The sequence below is a fragment of the Mesorhizobium wenxiniae genome, assembly GCF_002284535.1.
GTDB lineage: Bacteria > Pseudomonadota > Alphaproteobacteria > Rhizobiales > Rhizobiaceae > Mesorhizobium > Mesorhizobium wenxiniae.
The window spans coordinates 459,051-480,700 of sequence record NZ_NPKH01000023.1 but is presented as its reverse complement, the minus strand read 5'-3'; the positions used below and the strand labels follow the sequence as shown (position 1 = coordinate 480,700).

14 protein-coding genes and 1 pseudogene are annotated in these 21,650 nt (G+C 58.8%); 13 read left to right on the top strand and 2 right to left on the bottom strand.

Features of this window, described 5'->3' with window-relative positions; genetic code table 11:
- The first annotated feature begins 747 nt into the window (after positions 1–747).
- The 5 genes from CIT31_RS18770 (at position 748) to CIT31_RS18750 (ending at position 7,710) form a co-directional block, all read left to right on the top strand.
- Complete coding sequence (locus tag CIT31_RS18770) at positions 748–3,321, top strand: SGNH/GDSL hydrolase family protein (protein ID WP_133116183.1); 2,574 nt, start codon at positions 748–750, stop codon at positions 3,319–3,321.
- The gene (locus CIT31_RS18765; protein ID WP_029356091.1) at positions 3,318–3,578 is read left to right on the top strand and encodes an acyl carrier protein; all 261 of its coding nucleotides are present in this window, start codon (positions 3,318–3,320) and stop codon (positions 3,576–3,578) included. The genes CIT31_RS18770 and CIT31_RS18765 overlap by 4 nt, the downstream gene beginning before the upstream one ends.
- A gap of 8 nt (positions 3,579–3,586) precedes the next feature.
- Entirely contained in the window at positions 3,587–5,149 is a 1,563-nt protein-coding gene (locus CIT31_RS18760) for an amino acid adenylation domain-containing protein (protein WP_095519809.1), read from the top strand.
- Positions 5,149–6,297, top strand: coding sequence for an acyl-CoA dehydrogenase family protein (locus tag CIT31_RS18755; protein ID WP_029356095.1), 1,149 nt, complete (start codon positions 5,149–5,151; stop codon positions 6,295–6,297). Before CIT31_RS18760 ends, CIT31_RS18755 begins: the two co-directional genes overlap by 1 nt.
- Before the next feature lie 261 nt (positions 6,298–6,558).
- Positions 6,559–7,710, top strand: a complete 1,152-nt coding sequence (locus CIT31_RS18750; RefSeq protein ID WP_095519808.1) for a glycosyltransferase — start codon at positions 6,559–6,561, stop codon at positions 7,708–7,710.
- Positions 7,711–8,080: 370 nt separating this feature from the next.
- Here the strand turns inward: CIT31_RS18750 and CIT31_RS18745 are convergent, their stop codons facing one another.
- A complete protein-coding gene (locus tag CIT31_RS18745) occupies positions 8,081–9,448 on the bottom strand; it encodes an exopolysaccharide biosynthesis polyprenyl glycosylphosphotransferase (RefSeq protein ID WP_165778494.1) in 1,368 nt (455 codons plus the stop codon).
- 386 nt (positions 9,449–9,834) lie between these two features.
- Here CIT31_RS18745 and CIT31_RS18740 point away from each other — a divergent pair, with 386 nt between their 5' ends.
- The 3 genes from CIT31_RS18740 to CIT31_RS18725 all read left to right on the top strand — a co-directional run bounded on the left by CIT31_RS18740 (position 9,835) and on the right by CIT31_RS18725 (position 13,138).
- On the top strand, positions 9,835–10,557 hold the full coding sequence (locus tag CIT31_RS18740; protein ID WP_095519806.1) for a Crp/Fnr family transcriptional regulator: 723 nt from the start codon (positions 9,835–9,837) through the stop codon (positions 10,555–10,557).
- A 684-nt stretch (positions 10,558–11,241) separates the two neighbouring features.
- On the top strand, positions 11,242–11,535 hold the full coding sequence (locus tag CIT31_RS18730) for a hypothetical protein (RefSeq protein ID WP_095519805.1): 294 nt from the start codon (positions 11,242–11,244) through the stop codon (positions 11,533–11,535).
- Between the two features lie 367 nt (positions 11,536–11,902).
- Positions 11,903–13,138, top strand: coding sequence for an SGNH/GDSL hydrolase family protein (locus CIT31_RS18725; RefSeq protein ID WP_245316370.1), 1,236 nt, complete (start codon positions 11,903–11,905; stop codon positions 13,136–13,138).
- Positions 13,139–13,199: 61 nt separating this feature from the next.
- Here the strand turns inward: CIT31_RS18725 and CIT31_RS18720 are convergent, their stop codons facing one another.
- On the bottom strand, positions 13,200–13,544 hold the full coding sequence (locus CIT31_RS18720) for an EscU/YscU/HrcU family type III secretion system export apparatus switch protein (RefSeq protein ID WP_280950343.1): 345 nt from the start codon (positions 13,542–13,544) through the stop codon (positions 13,200–13,202).
- A 185-nt stretch (positions 13,545–13,729) separates the two neighbouring features.
- On the opposite strand from CIT31_RS18720, the gene eglC reads away from it, so the two are divergent.
- The 5 genes and pseudogenes from eglC (at position 13,730) to CIT31_RS18695 (ending at position 21,583) form a co-directional block, all read left to right on the top strand.
- Positions 13,730–15,121: an endo-1,3-1,4-beta-glycanase EglC gene (gene eglC, locus CIT31_RS18715; RefSeq protein ID WP_095519803.1), complete on the top strand. Its 1,392-nt coding sequence runs from the start codon at positions 13,730–13,732 to the stop codon at positions 15,119–15,121.
- A gap of 105 nt (positions 15,122–15,226) precedes the next feature.
- Positions 15,227–16,969: a type I secretion system permease/ATPase gene (locus CIT31_RS18710; protein ID WP_095519948.1), complete on the top strand. Its 1,743-nt coding sequence runs from the start codon at positions 15,227–15,229 to the stop codon at positions 16,967–16,969.
- Positions 16,969–18,279, top strand: a complete 1,311-nt coding sequence (locus tag CIT31_RS18705) for an HlyD family type I secretion periplasmic adaptor subunit (protein WP_095519802.1) — start codon at positions 16,969–16,971, stop codon at positions 18,277–18,279. The genes CIT31_RS18710 and CIT31_RS18705 overlap by 1 nt, the downstream gene beginning before the upstream one ends.
- 85 nt (positions 18,280–18,364) lie before the next feature.
- On the top strand, positions 18,365–18,637 hold the full coding sequence (locus CIT31_RS18700; RefSeq protein ID WP_095519801.1) for a hypothetical protein: 273 nt from the start codon (positions 18,365–18,367) through the stop codon (positions 18,635–18,637).
- Between the two features lie 424 nt (positions 18,638–19,061).
- Positions 19,062–21,583 (top strand): annotated as a pseudogene (locus tag CIT31_RS18695) (vitamin K epoxide reductase family protein).
- Positions 21,584–21,650 lie beyond the last annotated feature (67 nt).

Genomic DNA, 21,650 nt, shown 5'->3' with positions numbered 1-21,650 from the left:
TTCCGGCGTTTCTCGGGGCAGGCGGTTCAAGATCGACGGGGCTCACTTGGTCTCGATTGGCTCGCATCGGCGAAACGGTGAAGAAAATTCCTGTGCGGATGCATCAGACTCGCATGCCCGTTCGCCAAAGGGAATCCATTCAACGATCCTCAACGAGGAGAGGCTGTTTGCAGGGCGTTTGACATGCCTTCCGACACCAAGGTCGAAAGATAGAAATCAGCCTCCCGCAGACGGGAAAGACATCTTCGAACGCGCCGGCGAAGGTGACCCTGCTGGAAAGGCCCAACCGGGCTGCCTGTTCCTCGAAAGTGGCGCGCATTGGTCATCGCCCAGGACGGTGAGTTGCGCCTTTGCCTCGGCGGGAAGTGCCGTGAACTCGGCGAAACGTGCTCGAGCGTGCCCGATTAAGTGGCCACGGCAGATAGGGCGTCGGCGGCCATCGGCGTTCGGCTCGCGGCGCGGCTTGTGGGCAGATCGACCCCATTCGGAATCGGCTTCCAATCTGGAGACGGGGTCGCTGTTACCCCGGGCACAGCGGAGCGATTTGTTTCTGATACACTTGGGTACTTCTGCGTTTGCGCGGAACCGGACTCGTTCAAAGAAGTCAAGGCAACGCTCCAAGGACCGGGCGCTTTGCCCGTCAGGGATGGGAGCCATGGGAGGGGGACCAGCAGCTTGCGGATCTTTCGCGTGCCCCAAAGCGAGTTCCTGTCGATGTCCGCCGGCAGCTGATTGAGGCGCGCGACCGTGCATTCGATCAAGACATTGTCTTTTCCCTGGTCGGCGGATCCTACGGGGACCGAGTCGAGAAGCATCCTGGCTTGGTCCGCCATAGCCGGCGAGCTGGCCCTCTTCATCGCGCTGGTCTATCTCCTCAGGCTCGAGACTACTGCGCTAGTCCGCGTCCTGCTCGTTGCCCTCGCCGGCTGGTGCGTGCACTACTTCCTGCCGCAGCGTTACCGGCTGCCGTTTTTCGTGCTGCTCTCGTTCGCAGCTATCGCCGCAGTTTTCGCGAACGTGGGGCCCAATTGGCACCACTGGAGATTTGAGGGCCTCATCGATGCCGCCTGGATCGTCGCCATTGGGCTCGTACTGATCGGAATTGTCCACCTACCGATCGCTTTTGGATGGAGAGTGCTGGCGCTGGTTGGCGCCGGCTGCGGGCTCGCCGCCGCACGAATGGACTGGATTGCGATCCCGTGGACGCGCGCCGTCTGGCCCGTGCTCGCTTCAATGTTCATGTTCCGTCTCATTGTCTATGCGTACGAAACGCGGCGTGACCAGAGGATGGCGACGGTTTCGGAACGTCTCGCGTATTTTTTCATGTTGCCGAACGTGTGCTTCCCGCTCTTTCCGGTCGTAGATTTTAGAACTTTCCGTAGCAGCTACTACAATGCTGACCGGCATTATATTTATCAAACAGGTGTTCAGTGGATGTTTCGCGGCGCTATCCATTTAATATGCTACCGTATCGTGTACCAGCGGTTTGTGATCGATGCTGCGGACGTACACAATCAGATTGAGCTTTTGCAATTTGTCATATGGCCGTTTTTACTTTATCTGAAGGTTTCAGGTACTTTTCACATAATCACAGGGATTTTGCATTTATTTGGATTCAACCTTCCAGAAACCCACAATCTGTACTTTCTCTCCTCAAGTTTCACAGATTTCTGGCGTCGAATAAACATATACTGGAAGGATTTCATAATGAAAATTGTATACTACCCGTTGTATTTTCGTTTTCGACGCTGGGGAGAGAGCGTAGCGCTGGTCAGCGCGACCCTCCTCGCGTTCCTCGCGACTTGGCTGCTGCACAACTATCAGTGGTTCTGGTTACGTGGCACCTGGGTGTTCACCTGGAACGACTTCCTCTTCTGGATGATCCTGGCCGTGCTTGTGACGTTCAACGCCCACTATGAAATGCGGCACGGTCGCACGCGGCGCCTGCGTGGCGGGGCACTAAGCTGGAACGGTGCGCTGCAAACTGCGAGCCGGACCATTGGGGTATTTGTCGTCATCTGCCTCCTTTGGTCGTTTTGGAGCGCGAGCTCGGTCCCGCAATGGTTGTCGGTCTTCGATACTGTGGGCGTGGAAGCCCCTGGCAAAATGACGCCCGCCCTCGTATTGGTCGCGGTGGCAGCCATCATTGGCATTCCTGCGCTTGCGCTCGCGCGCGGCGGCGCCGACCGCCAGTACAGTTTCCGACGGTCGGTTGCGTCGGTCGGTTTGTGCGGGTTGATCGCGGTTTGCATCTCGCTCCCCGTGGTTCACGATCGCCTCGGGGAGACGGTCAGTACCGCAATGGCCGACATTAGAGTGCCGAACCTCAATAGCCGCGACAACGCGAACCTGGAGCGCGGCTACTACGAGAACCTCGTCAATGTCGGCGCATTCAACCCAGAACTCTGGATTGTCTATGGCCAACGACGTGACGGTTGGAACAATTTGGACAAGACGCCGCTGAGCGAGTTCACGGGTGCGCTTCCCACGACCTATCTGCGACCACTCTCCCAAGCAGACTTTAAGGGAACGCGGGTCCACATCAACCGCTGGGGCATGCGAGATCAGGACTACGAAAAGATTCCTGATCCCGGCATCACTCGACTCGCAATGGTCGGCTCTTCGCATGTCTTTGGCGAGGGCGTCGCGGATGACGAGACTTTCGAGGGCCTGTTGGAGCGGCGGCTGAATGCGCAGGCAGCCGACAGCGGGTATCGACGCTACGAGGTGCTGAACTTTGCCGTTGGGGGTTATCTTCCTCCGGACATTCTGGCCATCATCGAGGATCGAGTGCTCGCATTCAAACCAAAGTACATCTTTTACTTCGAGCACAGCGCGCTTGTTCCAAGAACGCTAAAGCGTCTCGGGAAAGCAATCCAGAATGGCTCCGCATTTCGCTACGACTTCGTGCGCGACATTGTACGCGAGAGCGGGATCGATCCCCGTGCCGACCCCGAGGTACTTCAAAGAAAGCTCACGCCCTACGGAGACAGACTTCTGCGTGCGATCTATTCCCGAATTGTGGAAGCTGCGAAGCGAGAAGGGGTCGGGGTCTTTTGGATTTATCTACCCAGACCAGACGAGAGGACCAGTACCGAGCTGGAGAAGCGCCTCGCTGCCGAGGCTGGCTTTAACGTTCTCGATCTTTCCGGTGTGTATGACGGCTATGACTGGCGGACGCTTCTTGTAGCACCTTGGGACGATCACCCCAACGCCGCCGGCCACCGGCTCGTCGCCGACAAGCTTTACGAAGTGCTGCAGCAACACCAGGTTTTGGTTCCCCAGAACTTTGCGGTTGCTCCACAAGAGGAGGAACAATGAACGCGATCCAGATCAGGACGATGGCCAAGGATTTCATATTGAAGGAATTTCTGCCCGGTGAAAGGCCGGAGAATCTGACGGATTCAACAGAGCTGATAACTGACGGCATTCTCGACTCGTTGGCGACGCTTAAGCTGGTTGCCTACCTGGAAAAATCCTGCGGCATCGAAATCGCCCCTGACGAACTCGTGCCGGAGAACCTGAACTCCATCGCCCAAATTGCCAATTTCGTCCAGTCGAAGCAGGCGTCCACATAGAGCTCGCCATGACGGTCGCTGCCTTACACGAGTATCTGGAACAGAGCGCGAGGCGGTATCCCCAGAGGTGCGCCGCTGTCGAGGCGAGCTCTGGGCGGCAGATCACCTACGGCGAGCTCGACGCGCTGTCGGACCAAGTCCGCGACCATATACGTCGGATCGGCGTCCGGCCGGCGGACCGCGTCGGCATCTGCCTTCCAAAATCGATCGCCTCGCTCGCTGTTCTGTTCGGCATCTTGAAGGTGGGCGCGGCCTATGTGCCTGTCGACTCTCTGGCACCGCCTGCGCGTAACGCGTTCATATTTAACGACTGCGGCGTGCGCGCGATTTTCGTGGAGGCGTCCCGAGCCGAAACTTTGCGCTGTGAGTTGGCGCGCTTGGCTGCGGGACCTTGTCTCTTATCGCTCGACTGGTCCGACAGTCCCTCGCCGCTCGCGACGTACCTGGCTCGCGTAGAGGCCGACGGCTTGGCGGTGGAGGACGAATCGGCGCGGCCGGGGCCGGACAACCTCGCTTACGTGCTTTACACTTCGGGCTCGACCGGCCAGCCGAAGGGCGTGATGCTGACGCATCGTAATGGCTCGAGCTACGTGGATTGGTGTTCCGAAATCCTCGCCCCTGACGAGAACGACCGCTTCTCCTCCCATGCGCCTTTCCACTTCGACCTGTCTATTCTCGACATCTTCGTACCGTTGAAGCACGGCGCGACCGTATTCCTCATCGGTGAGGAGCTCGGCAAGAATCCCACCCGGATGGCGTCGGTGATCGCCGAGCGGCAGTTGACCGTCTGGTATTCCACGCCCTCCGTACTCACGCTTCTGGTCGAGCACGGCAGCCTTGATGCTCGCGACGACCACGCTCTTCGGTTCATTCTATTTGCCGGCGAGGTTTTTCCGGTCAAGCATCTGCGCAGGCTAAAGGCTGTGGCCCCACGCGCACGCTACCTGAATCTCTATGGCCCAACCGAAACCAACGTCTGTACCTACTACGAAATCCCGCAGACGATCGCCGAAGACCGCTCGGCGCCGTTTCCGATCGGGCGCGCCTGCTCGCATGTTAAGGCACGCGTGATCGATGCGAATGGTCGCGACGTGCCGCGAGGCCAGGAAGGCGAGCTCGCAATCAGCGGTGCTCCCGTGATGCTGGGCTATTGGAACATGCCTGAGCGAACAAGCGCCGCTTTTCATGTCGATTCAAGCGGTCGCTGGTACCGTACCGGCGATGTAGTGATCGAAGGCGATGGCGGAGTCTACACCTTCCGCGGTCGACGCGACCGGATGGTGAAGAGACGGGGATATCGGATCGAACTCGGCGAGATCGAGACGGCGCTCTATCGCCATCCAGCGATCTCCGAGGTGGCGGCGATCGCTCGCTCGGAGGAGTCGGGCGTCTCCATTAAGGTGTTCTATGCCTCGCGCGACGGCCATGCGCTGTCGCTCATCGAGCTGAAGCGGTTCTGCGCCCACAACTTGCCGGCCTACATGGCCCCGGACTGGTTCTCGCATCAGCAATTACTTCCCAAGACATCGACAGATAAAATCGACTACCAGCATCTGATGAGGATGGAGTAGTGGATTTCGCGCTGAACGAGGAGCAGCGTATCCTGCGTGGCCAGATCCTTCGCTTCGCGCAAGATAAGCTCAATAAAGACGTCAGGCAGCGCGACCGAGACCAAGTATTCCAGCGCGAGTTGTGGGGGGCTTGCGCGCAGATGGGCCTGACCGGCCTGCCAGTCCCCCAGGCCTACGGGGGACCCGGTCTCGATTCCCTGTCCACGGCCGTTGCAATCGATGCGCTTGGCTACGGCTGCGAGGATTCCGGCTTGGTCTTCTCGATCTGCGCCCACCTTCTGGCCTGCGTGGTGCCGATTTGGAAGTTCGGCACTGAAGAGCAGAAGAATCGATATCTTCCGGGGCTCTGTGATGGCACTTTGATCGCAGCCAATGCGATGAGCGAACCGGAGTCGGGCTCCGATGCATTTGCGATGCAAACCCGGGCGGAGCCTCATGGCGACGGCTTTCTAATCAACGGCACGAAGACCTTCGTGAGCAACGGGCCGGTGGCAGATGTTGCCGTCGTCTTTGCTGTCACTGACCGCGCCAAGGGGTATTTCGGCGGCATCACGAGCTTCCTCGTGGACCGCGCGCTGCCCGGCTATCTGGTAGCGCAAAAGTTCGAAAAAATGGGACTGCGGACGTCTCCGATCGGGGAGCTTGTCTTCGAGGACGTATTTGTTTCGAAGAACGCTGTTCTCGGTGGAGTGGGCGGCGGCTCCAGGCTGTTCGCTCATAGCATGGACTGGGAGCGGGCGTGCCTATTCGCCAGTCATATAGGCACTATGGAGCGGCTTCTGGAAAAGGCAGTGGCCTATACGCGCACCCGACGTCAGTCCGGCCAGGCCATCTCCAAGCACCAGGCGGTCGCCCATAAGATTGCCGACATGAAGATGCAGGTGGAGGCGGCCCGACTGCTCGTCTACAAGGCGGCGTGGGGCCTTGAGCGCTCCCAGTCCGTATCCCTCGACGCCGCCGTTTCGAAGCTCTTTGTGAGCGAATCGCTGGTTCGCACCACGCTCGATGTCGTCCAGGTCTTCGGCGGCTATGGTTTCTTGAGCGAATTCGACGTCGAACGTGCCGTGCGTGATGCCATCGGCAGCAAACTCTATTCCGGAACGTCTGAGATACAGCGCAACATTATTGCTGGCTGGCTGGGGCTTTGATGACGGCTGTGGTCAGAATCTGTCCGTGAAGGGCGGCGTGTGCTGTCGCTGGGCCTGCCCTCAGTTCGCGAAAAAAGGGCGACGCTCGATTTTGGTGAGGCAACCGGAGAAGTGGTACTATCGCAACCCATCGAGGCACCGGGGCGGAGAGCGCTTTTGTCGTTCGACTTGGGTGCGTCTGCCCAGCCCATGATCTCCGAACTTGCGGCTCAGAGGCGAAGAACCAGACCAGCCGCGACGCGTGAAATATAGGCTTTGTGGATGCGGCTTCTCTATATACATTCTGCGCACGTCCCGGCGCCGGCCGCCAATGCGGTTCAAGTCGCAAAAATGTGCCATGCATTTTGGGTTGCCGGAGCGGAGGTTGTACTAGCGCTTCCACGCGCCTCCATGAATGCACGGGATCATTATGAGAAGATCGCGCGCGAATACGGATTCGGTACCGAGTTCCCATTCCGCGTTCTCCCTGTACCCTTTTGGCCTGTGCCCGGCCGGGAGCTTTTTTTTGCTGTGTTGGCGCTTCTTGCTGCGGTCTGGCTGCGGCCGCATGTCGTCTTTACACGCTCGGCTACTGTAGCGCTTGTTTCCGCCGGACTTTTCGGGTTCACGACTGTTTTTGAGCTTCACGACCCGATTGGCAGTTTGAGCAGACGTCAGCGTCAGCGCCTTGCGAAACTGATAGGCCTAGAGACATTCCGTATGCTGGTCGTCACGTCGCAACGTCTGCGGGACGACAGCATCCGCCTCTTTCCTCAACATGCGGGAAAATTTCTGATCGCGCCCAATGGCGCGGATCCTGTTCCGCCGAATGTCGAGCCATGCAGCCTCAGCGGCACGTTCAAGGTTGGTTATGTCGGACATCTGTATAAGGGAAAAGGCATGGAGATAATAAGCGCTATTGCGCCTCGATGCGGCTGGGCGACATTTCACATCGTCGGGGGAACACCAGGTGATATAGAGTATTGGACATCGAAGCTGGCCAAATGCCCGAACACAGTATTTCACGGTTACGTTCCTCACGCCGCGACATGTGCCTACTTGGCCGAAATGGACGTTGTACTCGCGCCCTATCTTAGAGATGTAGAGGGCCAGGGCGGCGGTCGAAATATCGCTGAGGGAATGTCGCCGCTCAAGCTCTTCGAATATATGGCGCATGGCAAACCCATAGTGTCCTCCGACCTGTCAGTTATACGAGAAGTATTGAGGGATAGCGTCAACAGCATTCTGGTGTCGCCAGACAACCCGTCCGACTGGGTCAAAGCTCTTCAGCGCCTGCGCGCAAACAAGGCGCTTCGGGATCAGATTGGTCAGCAGGCGAAGGCAGACTTTCTGGCCAGGTACAGCCGCACCGCACGCGCAACCAACATTCTAGAGGAAATCAAGAGCCGGAATGCTTCGAGCGGAAGCTGGTAGGACTGCATAGCTTCTCTTGTTGAGGGCGGCTGCGCCGCCAGCAAGCCTGCTTTCCGTTCGCCGCAATGAGCCCGTGGCCCGTCCTGAACCGTTAAATGGCAAGACCCGACTGCCCCGGCTTTTTGCTGAGGTTCCGTCATGCGTTGCTCCGACCATCTCCCCGCGTCGCGTTGATTTTCGCATGTTGATTTTCGAATTGAGCTAAATTTAGCCTGCGAGACACGGCACTGTCCGGCGACTGAACCGGCGCGAACCCGATTATGAGGCTCGATGTACTCGCAGGCGGCGGGATCGCCCGAAGCAGCCGTTCAATCGGTCAGAGGATGGACTACTTACATCAGTTAGCTTCCCTGAGAAGCTGCTATATACATCAGTAGACATTACGATCCGAAAAGACCAGTAGTGCGGTTTTCCAAATTATCTTAATGTCGAGAAGCATGCTCCAGGATTTTATATACCAGAGGTCGTGCTCAACGCGTTTTTCCATCCTCCAGAGTTCCTTCGTTTCCCCTCGAAAGCCATTGATCTGAGCCCAGCCTGTCAAACCGGGTTTTACATGATGACGATAAGCATAGCTCGCAATGATCACACTATAGGTATCGTCATGAGCGATGGCGTGAGGTCGGGGTCCAACCAGGGACATCTCTCCCCGAAGCACGTTGAATAATTGCGGCAGCTCGTCGATGTTTGACCGGCGCAATATTCGGCCAAGTCGGGTAACCCGCGCATCATTACGCTGAGCCTGGCGAATTTGTGTACCGTTCTCCTGCACCGTCATCGATCGGAATTTGTAAATATTGAACGGCTTACCACCAAAACCTCGTCGCGTCTGCCGGAACAGCACAGGGCGACCGTTCTCAAGCGCTATGGCACATGCGACCAACGCCATCAACGGACATAGGAACAGCAGTAGCAGGGATGCAACAGCAATGTCGAACAACCGCTTGAGCAGGCGTTCGGCAGGCCTCAACGGGATACGCTGGACTTCGAAGGCTCGCTGCCAGCCGGTGTGCAGCGGGCTTCCAGCCAGAATTCTATCTATGTAGGCGTCGGCGAAAAGATAGATCGGCAGCGGGAGGCGGGACATTTCCTCCAGAATGCGGTCGATCAACTTCCGCTGGTCCCAAGAGCAAAAGAGATAAACTGCCCCATACGAGCCATTACGGAACGCAGCCTGTGCAGCTGCGGCGGCGGCATGCACCGATCGTGCTGCGATCGTGCCATCATCGTTCTCGATGTTCGAAACACCACAAACCGCGATGCCCTGTTGCCTAAGCTTGCTGATTATCCCCTGTTCCTTTCCAGGAACGCCAGAGTAAAACAGATAAACTGTGCGCAACACGAGTTTCTCAGCAGCCAGAAGCCGTTTCAGCCCACGCGCTAGAACCGCGTGGGCAGGCAGCAAGGTTGGGAATCCGACCGCAAACGCCAGCGTCAAGGAGCCGCGCGAGAACGTCGACGTCGTCTTCGTGAGAAAGGCGAGCCAGAGAATTGAAAAGAAAACAAACAGCCAGCCGCTGATGAGTGTTTTGATCCTGCAGTGATCGTCCAGGATGCCACTAACCGTGTAGGCACCCCTGGCGGTCATGAATGCGACCAGCAACAGACCGGCGGTAACACTTAGGCAGATCGAATCCCAGATATCTGGCGGCCTCACGCCGAAGGCCCTATGGTAGAGCTCAATTGACGCAAGAAGTATTGTCTGTCCAAGGAGGAAATCAGCAGTTGCGAGAAACACGCAAACTGCTCCCACAGGAAGCCGTAGCGGCTCTACCCTTCGATTCCAGAGCGCACGAGACGCCTCGGTTGGTGCATGCCGCATAGAGACGAACCCCCCGAATCCTGTTGATCCCTTCTCCTTCCTGGCGCATGGCACACGCCATCCCATAAGGAGGGGGTTATCCCAACGGCTTCCAGTCGGTTAGATTTGATTTAAATGTCTCAGAGACATGCCGCTGTTACCCCGGGCACAGACGAGTCGCTATTTTATCGTATCCTAACGTGCTAATATTTGTGCCTTAACGTGTCTGAGCGAGAACGGATTGGAGGTCGGACTCGTTCAAAGAGGTGGTCAAGGCAACGCTTTAGGGGGCCGGGGCGCTTACCCTATCAGGGAGAGGAGCCATGGCAGAGAATGGCGCTGAGGTTCGAGTCAAACAACTGAACAAAATACGCTTATTTCGGCAATTTGGGCAAGATACTCTTAGTGAAATGGCGAAAGCAGCCATTATACGGAGGGTTCCAAAGAATAAAGTCTTAACTCACCTTGGAGACATCCCGCGTTATATTTACTACATAATTCACGGAAAAGTTCGTCTTAGTGTTCCCCTCTCAGACGGCCGAGAATTCATCTTTTCCGATCTCGGTCCCGGTGACACTTTCGACTTGACTAGATTGTTCATCGCGCGACACAGTAACATGAACGCTGCGTCAATCGTGGAAAGCGACTTGCTCCAAATCGAAGCAGCTTTCATGGCTAGTGTCTTCGACAAGCACCCAGATCTCGCACTGAAGGTGATCCCGTACTTATGCCAAGCTACGCACGACGCGCAAGAGCGAGTGATCCACAGTGCGTCCAATGCCCTATCCATTCGATTGGCGAGCACGCTCTTGCGATTGACTGAGACCCCGCACAGTACGGCTACCGTGAATGGAGCTCAGAGAATCCATATTTCGCAGACCGACCTCGCGGCAATGATCCCGGCGTCTCGAGCGAAAGTGAATCGTTGCCTGAGAGAATGGGAACGGCGGTATCTGACCCAATACGACCACGGCTCGCTGACAATTCTCAATCGCACCGCATTAGAGTCTGTTGCTCTTGGCTACTCGCGTTTGACCGTTCAATGATGCCTTTCCTGTGTGCTCGGGCATCTCCACGCCATTCTCCGGGAAGTTAATGAACCGGAAGTGGTGCCGGTCGTGCTCGGATCGCTCGGTAAAGTCCTTACGTCGGCGTCGTCTCGCCGCACCGACACGTCGCCTTCGTAGGTAACGAGACACCGCTCACTGCCGTGGGACGGGCGGTTCCTCACTCACCTACACAATCGGAGTTCCTAAATATCCAGCTAAAGTCCGGAGGCCGCTACTTTATCGCTTCCAGGAGTGCTGAGTGGAACTCGCTGGGGGCGAATGGCCAAGCTCTGGGAATTCTACGAGCGTCGCGCTCGGAATGGCCGCGGCTGCGGCGCGTCCGAGTGGACGTGGCCGAGGGTCTTCGCGACCTCGGCGCTGGCGCGATTGCCGCCGGGGCTGTACGGTCCTTGCCCCCGATGATCAGCGTTGTCGGCACGGAGATATTGCCAAACTCGTGGATCACAGGTTGGGTGAAGATCATGTCCGAGGTTTGAGCCTGGTTCCACGCTACCATCTCCTCATCACCATGTCGGTACAGAGATAACGATCAGTTGATAGTTGGGAGTCTTGCCAATGGCACGCAGAGAGCACCGCCATTTTTGCTGTGCGCGATGCGACTTTGCTGTTGGGGAATCCGGGATTATTATCGGCCACCCATGTATATCACGTCGGTGGAAAATGGATCTGCAAGCTTTCAGAGATTCGATTGCGAAATCACGGCCGCCCGCCGGCTTGAGCCCCGCCCTGCAGGCGCTGTGGTGGGATGCAAAGGGCGATTGGGATAAGGCGCACGAGCGCGCGCAGGTGCGCGACGATACGGCGGGTATGCGCGTGCATGCCTACCTCCATCGCAAGGAAGGCGATCAATCGAATGCGGAATATTGGTATCGTCGCTGCGACGCCGCGCCGTCGACCTTGACGCTTGATGAGGAATGGCAAGAGTTGGCGCGTGCACTTTTGGGGCATAGCTGACGCCTTCAGCACGCCAAGTCTGGTTCTGGGGGCCTTCACTCGAACGCAGCGATGACCTTTGATATAGTACCGCGGTCACGGTCGAACGGCCTGCTCCAGTCCGCCGCTCGCCGAAACAGGCGGGCGGCATCCCTCTGCACAAGTCGGACATCTTGCCCCTGGCGCTGGTCCAAGATCGCAACGGAAGTTCAATTTCATTCCCTGTGCAGCCCGTCATAATAGGGGCGGCGGCGGCAGTACCAGCATGTCTCGAGGAGGAGATGAAAATGCGGCTCACCAGGTATTTCAATTTTAGGTTTCATCGGCGCTTTCTCCCGCAGCAGGGAGGAAACGGCGTCTGCGTCAGATTATCCTGATAAGTGCAGCTGTGGCGGCCGGCTCCGCGACCGGTGGTTTCGGGGCACAAGGCGCGGAAAAGGAAGCCTGGATCACCACTTGGGCTGCCACACCTGCTCCGCGCTGGTCGGATGATCTTCCTGCGCCTTTCGGAGTGCCGGAAGTGCTGGAGAATCAGACCGTCCGCCAAGTTGCCCGCATCAGCGTCGGCGGCAATACCGTCCGGGTCGTCCTATCGAATGCTTTCGGCGCTAAGCCACTGACCATCGGTGCCGGCAGCGTTGGAATAGCAGGCAAGGACGGCGACGTCGATCAGGCGACCCTGAAGCCCCTGACCTGGGGAGGCAAGAGTTCTGTGGTCGTTCCGCCGGGAGCCCCGATCCTCAGCGACCCCGTCGCCCTCCCGGCAGAAGCGCTTTCCGAAATATCCGTCAGCATCTTCCTCCCGAAGAAGACGGCGCTGTCGTCGGTGCATTGGGATGGTGTGCAAACCGCCTACATCTCTGGCCCGGGAAATTTCACAAACGACGCGACGTTCAAGGCTGACAGCACACTCAAATCACGCCTTTTTCTGAGCGATATATGGGTTGACGCCGCGCCGAAATCCCAGGCGATCGTGTTTTTCGGGGATTCCATCACGGATGGGAATTGCTCGACCCCCGACGCCAACAATCGCTGGCCAGACCTTGTCGCCAAGCGATTGCAGGAGACCGCCCGCAAGGTCGCGGTGGTTAACGAAGCTTTTTCGGGCAATCGCGTGTTGACCGACGGTATGGGCGTCAATGCTCTGGCGCGTTTCGATTCTGATATACTGAGCCATCCCAAAGTCTCGACCGTCGTCGTAATGATGGGCATCAACGATATCGGCTGGCCCGGCGAAAATGCAATCACGCCGGACGACAAGGAACCGACCGCCGAAGACATCATCAGCGGATACAAACAGCTCATCGACCGCGCGCATGCCCATGGCATACGCATTGTAGGCGCGACGTTGACCCCCTTCGCCGACACCTTCAAAGGACTTCCCACCGAGGGTTACTACACACCCGAGAAGGAAAGGATACGCGTCGCTGTGAACGAATGGATACGCGCCGGTGGCGGCTTCGATGGCGTGATCGACTTCGACAAGGTGATGGAAGACCCGGCCAAACCGGGATATCTGCGCGACGAATACGACTGCGGCGATAACCTTCATCCCAACGACGCGGGATACAAGGCGATGGCAGACGCGGTCGATCTCGACGTCCTATTGGGTTCAGCTAAATAGGTCGCTGCTGACCTTGCCGCGCTGCTCAGGTATTGCGCGGCAAGGTCGGTTCGACCATGCCTCAAGTGAGCCCGAGCCGGACGAGATGGCGCACGACCGGTGAGAACATCTCCTGACCGATGTAAGCTCCGGTATTTGCATTTTCGAAGAGTGGGCTGGCGACGGCCGCATCCTCGACCACGGGAATACCTGCCTTGCGTGCTTGAGCCATCATCTCGTCGGCCGCTCGGCCCTGGCCCTTGCCGACGACCGTCGGCACCGGCGTTTCACCCTTGACGTAACGCAACGCCACTGCGCGGTCGCCAGACACGAGGACGATGACCGCGTTTTTTACGCCCAGCCTCGCAGGTTGCATCACGGCCTCACGCCGCTGTCGCTGCTGTTCATGCCGCCGATGTGGATGCACGAGCCGATGCGGGGGCTTTCAAGGTCTATTAGCAGCTCATCTGGCTTCAGGCCGACAAAATAGTCCCACGACGTGTTAAGTCTTTGGTAACTCTCCTAAGCCAAAGGCCAAAACATATTGGCTCCTTTTACCCTCGATAAATGTTAGGGCTGCCATCAAGGCGAGACAAAGGAGAAAAGACCGGGATGGCCACGGTACTGAACGCCAAGGGCGTTCCACTTCCCTACAGCGGATCCTCCGTAAAGTGGTATTCGGCGACGAATTCCGGCCCAACACTTTATGGCAGCACGTCCAACGACTCGATGTATGGGGACGGCAGTGTCACCGTCACAATGTATGGCGGCAAGGGCGATGACATCTATTATCTGTATGACCCGAAAAACAAAGCGGTCGAGCGGCCCGGCGAGGGTGTCGACACCATCTCGACCTGGATGAGCTATAAGCTCCCAGCCAATTTCGAGAACCTGACGGTCACGGGCGACAAACGCTATGCTATCGGAAACGAGCTGAACAACATCATTACCGGCGGCTCCGGCCAACAGACGCTCGACGGCTTACGGGGCGATGACGTTTTGAAGGGCGGATCGGGGGCAGATATTTTCGTTGTAAACCCCGGCAACGGCAGTGATCTGATCCTGGACTTTGGTGCAACGGATACCGTTCGCGTCGGGAGCTACGGCTTCACCTCCTTCGAGGAGGTGCGCGCCAACATGGTGCAGTCAGGAGCGAACGTCCGACTCAATCTGTCCGACAGCGAGTTTCTCGTCTTCGCCAACAAGACCATCGGCGAGTTCACCGCAAGCCAGTTCAAGCTGGCCGTGGACAGGTCGGCTCTGGAACTCACCTTTTCGGACGAGTTCGACACGCTGGACCTGTGGAATGGTTCGAGCGGCACCTGGGACTCGAATTTCTGGTGGGGGGCCGCAAACGGCAGCTCGCTCACGAGCAACAAAGAGCTTCAATGGTATATCGATACCAACTACGCCCCGACAAGTTCCGTCAATCCGTTCAGCGTTGAGGACGGTGTTCTCACGATTACGGCCGCCCGGGCTCCTGAGGCGATCCGGCCCTACATAAACAATTACCAATACACGTCAGGTCTGCTGACGACCTACGAATCGTTCGCGCAGACCTACGGCTATTTCGAAATTCGGGCCGACATGCCCGAAAAACAAGGGGTATGGCCTGCCTTCTGGCTTCTCCCGGCGGACGGTTCCTGGCCGCCGGAACTGGACGTCGTCGAGATGGTCGGGCAGGATCCGAACAAGCTCATTTTGACAGGCCACTCGAACGAGACGGGGACTCATACAAAAGTGTCCTCTACCGCCTATGTCGCGGATACCGCAGGGTTCCACACATACGGGGTGCTGTGGACAGAAGACGAACTCGTCTGGTATTTCGACGACGTCGAAGTTGCCCGTGCCGCAACGCCTGCCGACATGCACGAGCCAATGTATATGCTGGTCGATCTGGCGGTTGGCGGCATGGCGGGAACGCCTGCCGACGGGCTTGCCACGCCTGCAGAAATGCAGATCGACTACATCCATGCCTATGCGTTGAACGATTGGGTTATCTAGGCGTAACACCTGACGGGGGGCTCGGCACGGACACGTTCGTCATCAGGCCTGATTTCGGGCGTGGTCATTGCCGCCTGAGACTGAACCGTGACTGATGTGAAGGCGATGTCGCATCCCCATCCATCCGAGCCGCGAACGACCCTCGCGGCGGTTCTGGCTTCCTTCCGGCGAGCGTTGGCGGGAATTGCCTTGATGAGCGGCGTCGTCAATGTTCTGGCGCTGACCGGCTCGTTCTTCATGCTGCAGGTCTATGATCGCGTCATACCCGGCCGCAGCGTGCCGACGCTCGTCGGGCTCGCCGTGTTTGCCGGCACGCTTTTCGTTTTTCAGGGCGCTCTCGAACTCATCCGGTCGCGTTTGCTGGTGCGCATCGGGATGGCGCTGGACGCGCGCTTGAGCCGACAGGTCTACGCCGCCCTCATGCGTTTGCCGTTGCGCACCAAACTCGCCGGCGACGGCCTTCAATCCTTGCGCGATCTTGATCAGGTGCGTTCGTTTATGTCGAGCGCCGGTCCGACCGCGCTTTTCGACCTGCCCTGGATGCCTCTCTATCTCGCAATCTGCTTCCTGTTCCATTTCTGGATCGGCATGACGGCACTGGCCGGCGTGGTCATTCTCTTCAGCCTGACATTGCTCGCCGAAATTCGCACGAGAGAGCCCGCCAGAAAGGCAAACAGTCAAGCGGCGGCGCGCAATACACTTGCCGAAGCGACACGTCGCAATGTCGAGGTTCTGCAGGCCATGGGCTTTGGATCACGCATCGCCGAGCGCTGGTCGGGGATCAATGCTGACTATCTCGACACCAATGCAACGGCCAGCGACCTTGCTGGGACGCTCGGAACGATCTCGAAGATCCTGCGCATGATGCTGCAATCGGGCATCCTGGCGATCGGCGCTTATCTCGTCATCCATCAGGAAGCGACCGGCGGCATCATGATCGCCAGTTCGATCATGATGAGCCGGGCGCTCGCGCCGATCGAACTGGCTATCGCCCACTGGAGGGGTTTCGTCACCGCCCGCCAGGCCTGGGCGCGGTTGACCCAGCTTTTGGTCCTGCTTCCCGAAACTGCGATAAGTGTCTCGCTGCCTGCGCCGGTATCTGCTCTTTCGGTCGAAAGTATCAGTGTCACGCCGCCGGGGGAGCGTCGTATGGTCGTGCAAGACGCCACCTTTGCATTGGAAAAGGGCGTCGGCCTCGGCATTGTCGGGCCGAGCGCTTCTGGCAAGTCATCGCTCGTGCGCGCTATTGCCGGGATATGGCTCCCAGTTCGCGGAACCGTCAGGCTGGATGGCGCAACGCTCGACCAGTGGTCGCCGGAAGAGCTGGGCAACCATGTCGGCTATCTGCCGCAGGATGTGCAGCTGTTCGATGGCACCATTGCCGAGAATATCGCGCGCTTCGAACCGCAAGCGCCCTCGGACAAGATACTGGCGGCTGCGCGCGCGGCCGGCGTTCATGATCTCGTCATCCACCTGCCGGAAGGCTACGAGACGCGGATCGGCGAGGCCGGATCGGCGCTTTCGGCGGGCCAGAGACAGCGGGTGGCGCTTGCACGAGCTCTCTACGGCGACCCGTTTCTTGTTATTCTGGACGAACCTAACTCCAACCTCGATGCGGACGGCGAGGCCGCGTTGACGGAAGCAATTCAAAGTGTCCGCGCGCGAGGCGGCGTTGCCATCGTGGTCGCACACCGGCCGAGCGCGCTGGCGAGCCTGGATCAGGTTCTTGTGATGGCGAACGGCCGTATCCAGGCCTTTGGCCCGAAGAATGAGATCTTGAACAAGATAACTCGCCCAGCAGGCGTGCCCTTGAAGGTCGTTTCCGGACTTGAAGAGACGGCATCCTGATGGCGCAACCCACGATATTCGCGGTGGATCGAACCATTCGACGCTATCTGCTTGGCGGTGTCGCAACCTGCATCCTGCTGGTTGGCGGGGCGGGGAGTTTGGCCGCCGTCACCGAGCTTTCCGGAGCCGTTATCGCTTCGGGAAAATTGGTCGTCGATTCCAGTGTCAAGAAAGTACAGCATCCAACCGGTGGAGTGGTCGGCCAAATCTTCGTCAGGGAAGGCGATGCCGTGCAATCGGGCAAGGTTTTGATCCGCCTCGATGAGACGATCACTCGGGCCAATTTGGCGATCGTCACCAAGAGTCTGGACGAATTCGAGGCGCGCCTGGCTCGCCTTGAGACCGAGCGCGACGGCAAAGGAAGCATCATCTTTCCAGCTTCGCTTGTGTCACGGCAGGATGCCCCCGCGGTTGGTCGGGCGATGGCCGGAGAGCAATCTCTGTTCGAATTTCGCCGACAGGCCCGCGCCGGTCAGAAGGCTCAGTTGGAAGAGCGCATTGCGCAGCTTGCCGAAGAAGTTTCCGGCTTGATCGAGCAAAGAGATGCCAAGAGCCAGGAAATCAAGTTGATCGGGTTTGAGCTCGAAGGCATGCGCGCACTTTGGCAACGCAAGCTGGTTTCAATCGATCGCATAACTGCGCTTGAACGCGATGCCGTGCGGCTTAATGGTGAGCACGGGCAACTGACTGCATCGATTGCGCAGGCGAAGGGTCGTATCGCGGAAACCCGGTTGCAGATCATTCAGGTCGACCAGGATTTGCGCAGCGAGGTGGCGAGCGAGCTGCGCGACGTCCAGGCAAAGATCTCTGAATTCGTCGAGCGCAAGGTTTCGGCCGAAGATCAGCTCAAGCGAATCGATATACGCAGTCCGCAGAACGGCGTCGTTCATCAGCTCGGCGTGCACACGGTCGGTGGCGTTATTTCTCCGGGAGAGCTCATCATGCTGATTGTCCCGGTGACAGACGACCTGACCGTCGAGGCGCGCGTGGCTCCGCAAGACATCGATCAATTGACGCCAGGGCAAAGCGCGACCCTGCGGCTGTCGGCATTCAATCAGCAAACAACGCCGGAACTGAGTGGTGCCGTCAGCAAGATTTCCGCCGACCTCAATTTCGATGAGAAAACAGGCGCCGGCTTTTATACCGTGCATGTTGTTTTGCCGCGCACAGAGCTTACCAGGCTCAAGGGCCTGACCTTGGCGCCAGGCATGCCAGTCGAGGTATTCTTTTCGACCGGCAGCCGCACCATGCTTTCCTATCTCGTGAAACCTTTGGCGGACCAAATCCAACGGGCATTCAGGGAAGAGTAGCTGCGTCTCTGGACGACCCCACGAGCTGAATTCCGGAACTAGGACGCGATTTTGCCGTTTCGCCGGAAATTGGAAGCGATCCCACATGTCCGAGTTGACGAATGAAGAGATCGAGGGGCGGCTGAACGCCCAGCGAGAGACTCTGGCGCTGATCGTCGCGCTGCTTGCCGGCCTCGACGCGACTTCCGAGCGAATATGGGCCCAACTGGAGGCCCGTTTTCAATTTCAGAATAATCAGGAAGACCCCGGCGTCCTGCCAAGCAGTGCGTTCGCCATTGAGAGTGCGATGATGCGGGAGTTCAAGCTGATCGTCGAGGAAGCGCGGGCACGCAAGGCGGGATGGAACAACACAGACTAGCCGCCCATAAGAGGCGCTAGCTGAAAATCGCGAGCCCGGCGATTGCGACGCTGCACCAAGTTCGCTTCGCTGCGGAGTGGCCAATCGAACGCTGCATAGGGCTTGGCGACAATCATTTGATGCCAGTCACGCCTTGAGCCTCGGCCGCGGAGAGCGTTGCGCGGAGGGAGCCATATTTTTCTGGCCTGACTCGGAAACAATTCCGGCATGCCAGTGTTTAACGCACTGAGTGGGCGCGAGGCGCAGTTCCTTGTCGTTCAGGCGATCCTCCTTTGGAGTGTGACAGTACCGCCACGACAGAGCTTGAGGAGGTCAGGACCAATCCAGTTCGAAGGTGCCGAGCGAGCCGAGGAAGGCCAAAGCGCATTGCGTCATCGGGCCTCTCTTCCAACGCGAACGGGCCTGACTTATGGCAAATCACGGCATGACCCTTCCGACGGTTCTTATCGCCGGCAGCAGCGGCTTCCTGGGGCAGGCGATTGCGCGAGGTTTGATTGACCGGTACCGGGTTATCGGCCTCGATGTTGCAAAACCGAAGCATCCCCCCGCCGGCATGGAGACGATCGGGATCGATCTCACCTCCGATGAGAGCGTGAGTAGGGCTGTGGAGGCGGCACGCGAGCCCAGCGGCGGTCGCATCGCCTCGGTCATCCACCTCGCCGCCTATTACGACACGACCGGCAAGGACAATCCGAAATATGACGCCGTCACCGTGCAGGGCACGCGCCGGCTCCTGAATGCGCTAACGGCGATCGAGACCGAGCAGTTCGTGTTTTCCAGCACGCTTCTCGTCCATGCCCCAAGCCCGGGGAGGGGCACGAAAATCAATGAGGACTCGCCGCTCGACCCGGCCTGGGCCCACCCAAAATCGAAAGCCGAAACCGAGGCGCTGATTTCGAGGCAGCGCGGCGAAATCAAGACGGTGATCCTGCGGCTCGCCGGCGTCTATGACGAAGACTGCCGGGCGGCCTTTATTGCCCAGCAGATCGCTCGCATCTTCGAGCGCTTGCCGACCGCCTATTTGTTCGCCGGCGATATCACCGCCGGTCAGCCCTATCTGCACAAGGACGATCTCGTCGATGCGGTGGTGCGTCCGTCGACCGGCGCGCCGAACTTCCGGCCGAGACCGTGCTTCTGATCGGCGAAGAAGACACACCGTCATACGAGGAGATGCAGAAGCGCATCGGCCGGCTCATTCATGGCGAGGACTGGCGCACCTTAGTGTTGCCGAAGCAGCTGACGAAGCTGGGCGCTTGGGTGCAGACGGAGGTACTCGATCAGGACACCGACATCAAACCGTGGATGATCGAGAATTCGGACGATCATTACGAGATCGACATCTCGCGAGCCAAAACTCTGCTGGGCTGGGCGCCTAGACACAGCCTGTTGGACACATTGCCGGAGATGATCCGCCGGCTGAACCGGGACCCTACAGACTGGTACGCGGCCAACAAACTTGATCCCCCCGTTGTCGCGGCTTCGGATCCTGAGATCGAGCAGGCCGAAAGGCGACTTAAGGGACCGCTCGAACGAAGCAAGGAAGACGTCGAAGCGGCGATAAAGCGGCATCGGTCGAGGACGCTCTGGGCGCCGATGACCAACGCTGCGCTCGGACTGTGGCTGGCCACATCGCCGATGACAGTTCGACCCCGTCGCAGCCGCAATACCCCCCGCTCTGGGGCACGCTATTGCGGAGCCACAATTCCGCAACGCCGGTCTCGGTGTCAGCGAGATCGTTTCGGGCCTGCTCGTGACGGTCTTTGCGTTGATGGGGATGTTCCGGCGCTGGCGCTGGGTGCAGTGGGTCGCGGCGTCGCTCGGTCTTTGGGTGATGCTTGCGCCGTTGCTGTTCTGGACGACCAGCGCCGCGGCCTATGCCATCGACACGCTCGTCGGCATGCTGATCGTCGCCTTTGCTGTAATGATCCCGCCGACCCCCGGCGTCAGCCGCCGTGCGCTGGCGGCCGACGACGACCGCCCGCTGGGCTGGACCTATTCGCCATCCACCTTCACGCAGCGGATCCCCATCGTGGCGCTGGCCTTTGTCGGCCTATTCGTTTCACGCTATCTCGCCGCCTACCAGATGGGCCACATAGATGGGCTGTGGGATCCGTTCTTCGGCCCCGGCGGCGCGCCGATACGCAACGGCAGCGAGGCGGTGGTGACGTCATGGGTCTCGAAGGGTTTTCCAATCGCCGATGCCGGGCTCGGCGCTTTTGCCTATAGCCTCGACATCCTCGCCGGCGCGGTCGGCGATCGCCGGCGCTGGCGCACCATGCCGTGGTGGTGCTCCTCTTCGGTTTGCTGATCGTTCCGCTCGGCGTGGTCAGTGTGTCCTTCATCATCATCCAGCCACCGCTGATTGGCGCGCTGTGCACACTCTGCATCCTCCAGGCCGCCGTCACGGTGGTGCTGATCCCTTACTCGGTCGATGAGGTGCTGGCGACCATCCAATATCTCTGGGGCGCCACGAGGGCGGGCGAGCCGTTCTGGCGTACCTTCTGGATGGGCGGACCGGCGCTGTCGGAGAACCAGACACCTGACACCGACCTCGACCGCCCTGTGTCCGAGTTGCTGAAGGAATTCGTCACCGGCGGCGTTAGTTTCCCATGGACGCTGGTCGCCAGCACGCTACTTGGCGCCTTGTTGATGACGACGCCATTGATCATTGGCACAGAACCACCACTCTACTTCAGCGATCACGTAGTCGGCTGTCTCATTGTCATGGTCGCAGTCACAGCCATGGCCGAAGTTGTCCGGCCGGTGCGCTTCTTCAATGTAGTGCTTGGTGCATGGATCGCGGTGTCACCCTTCGTGCTTTCCGGCGGTGGGACCACCGCGATCGTGGCGAACGTTGCGATCGGTCTGGCGCTGATCGTGCTCAGCCTGCCGCGCGGCACGCGCAGCAACCAACATTATGGCGGTTGGGATCGGGCGATTGTCTGAGTAACTCATAGCGAGCGCGCGCGTGACGATCTGCAAGAGCAGGTCAAGGAAGAGATCGAGTTTCCTG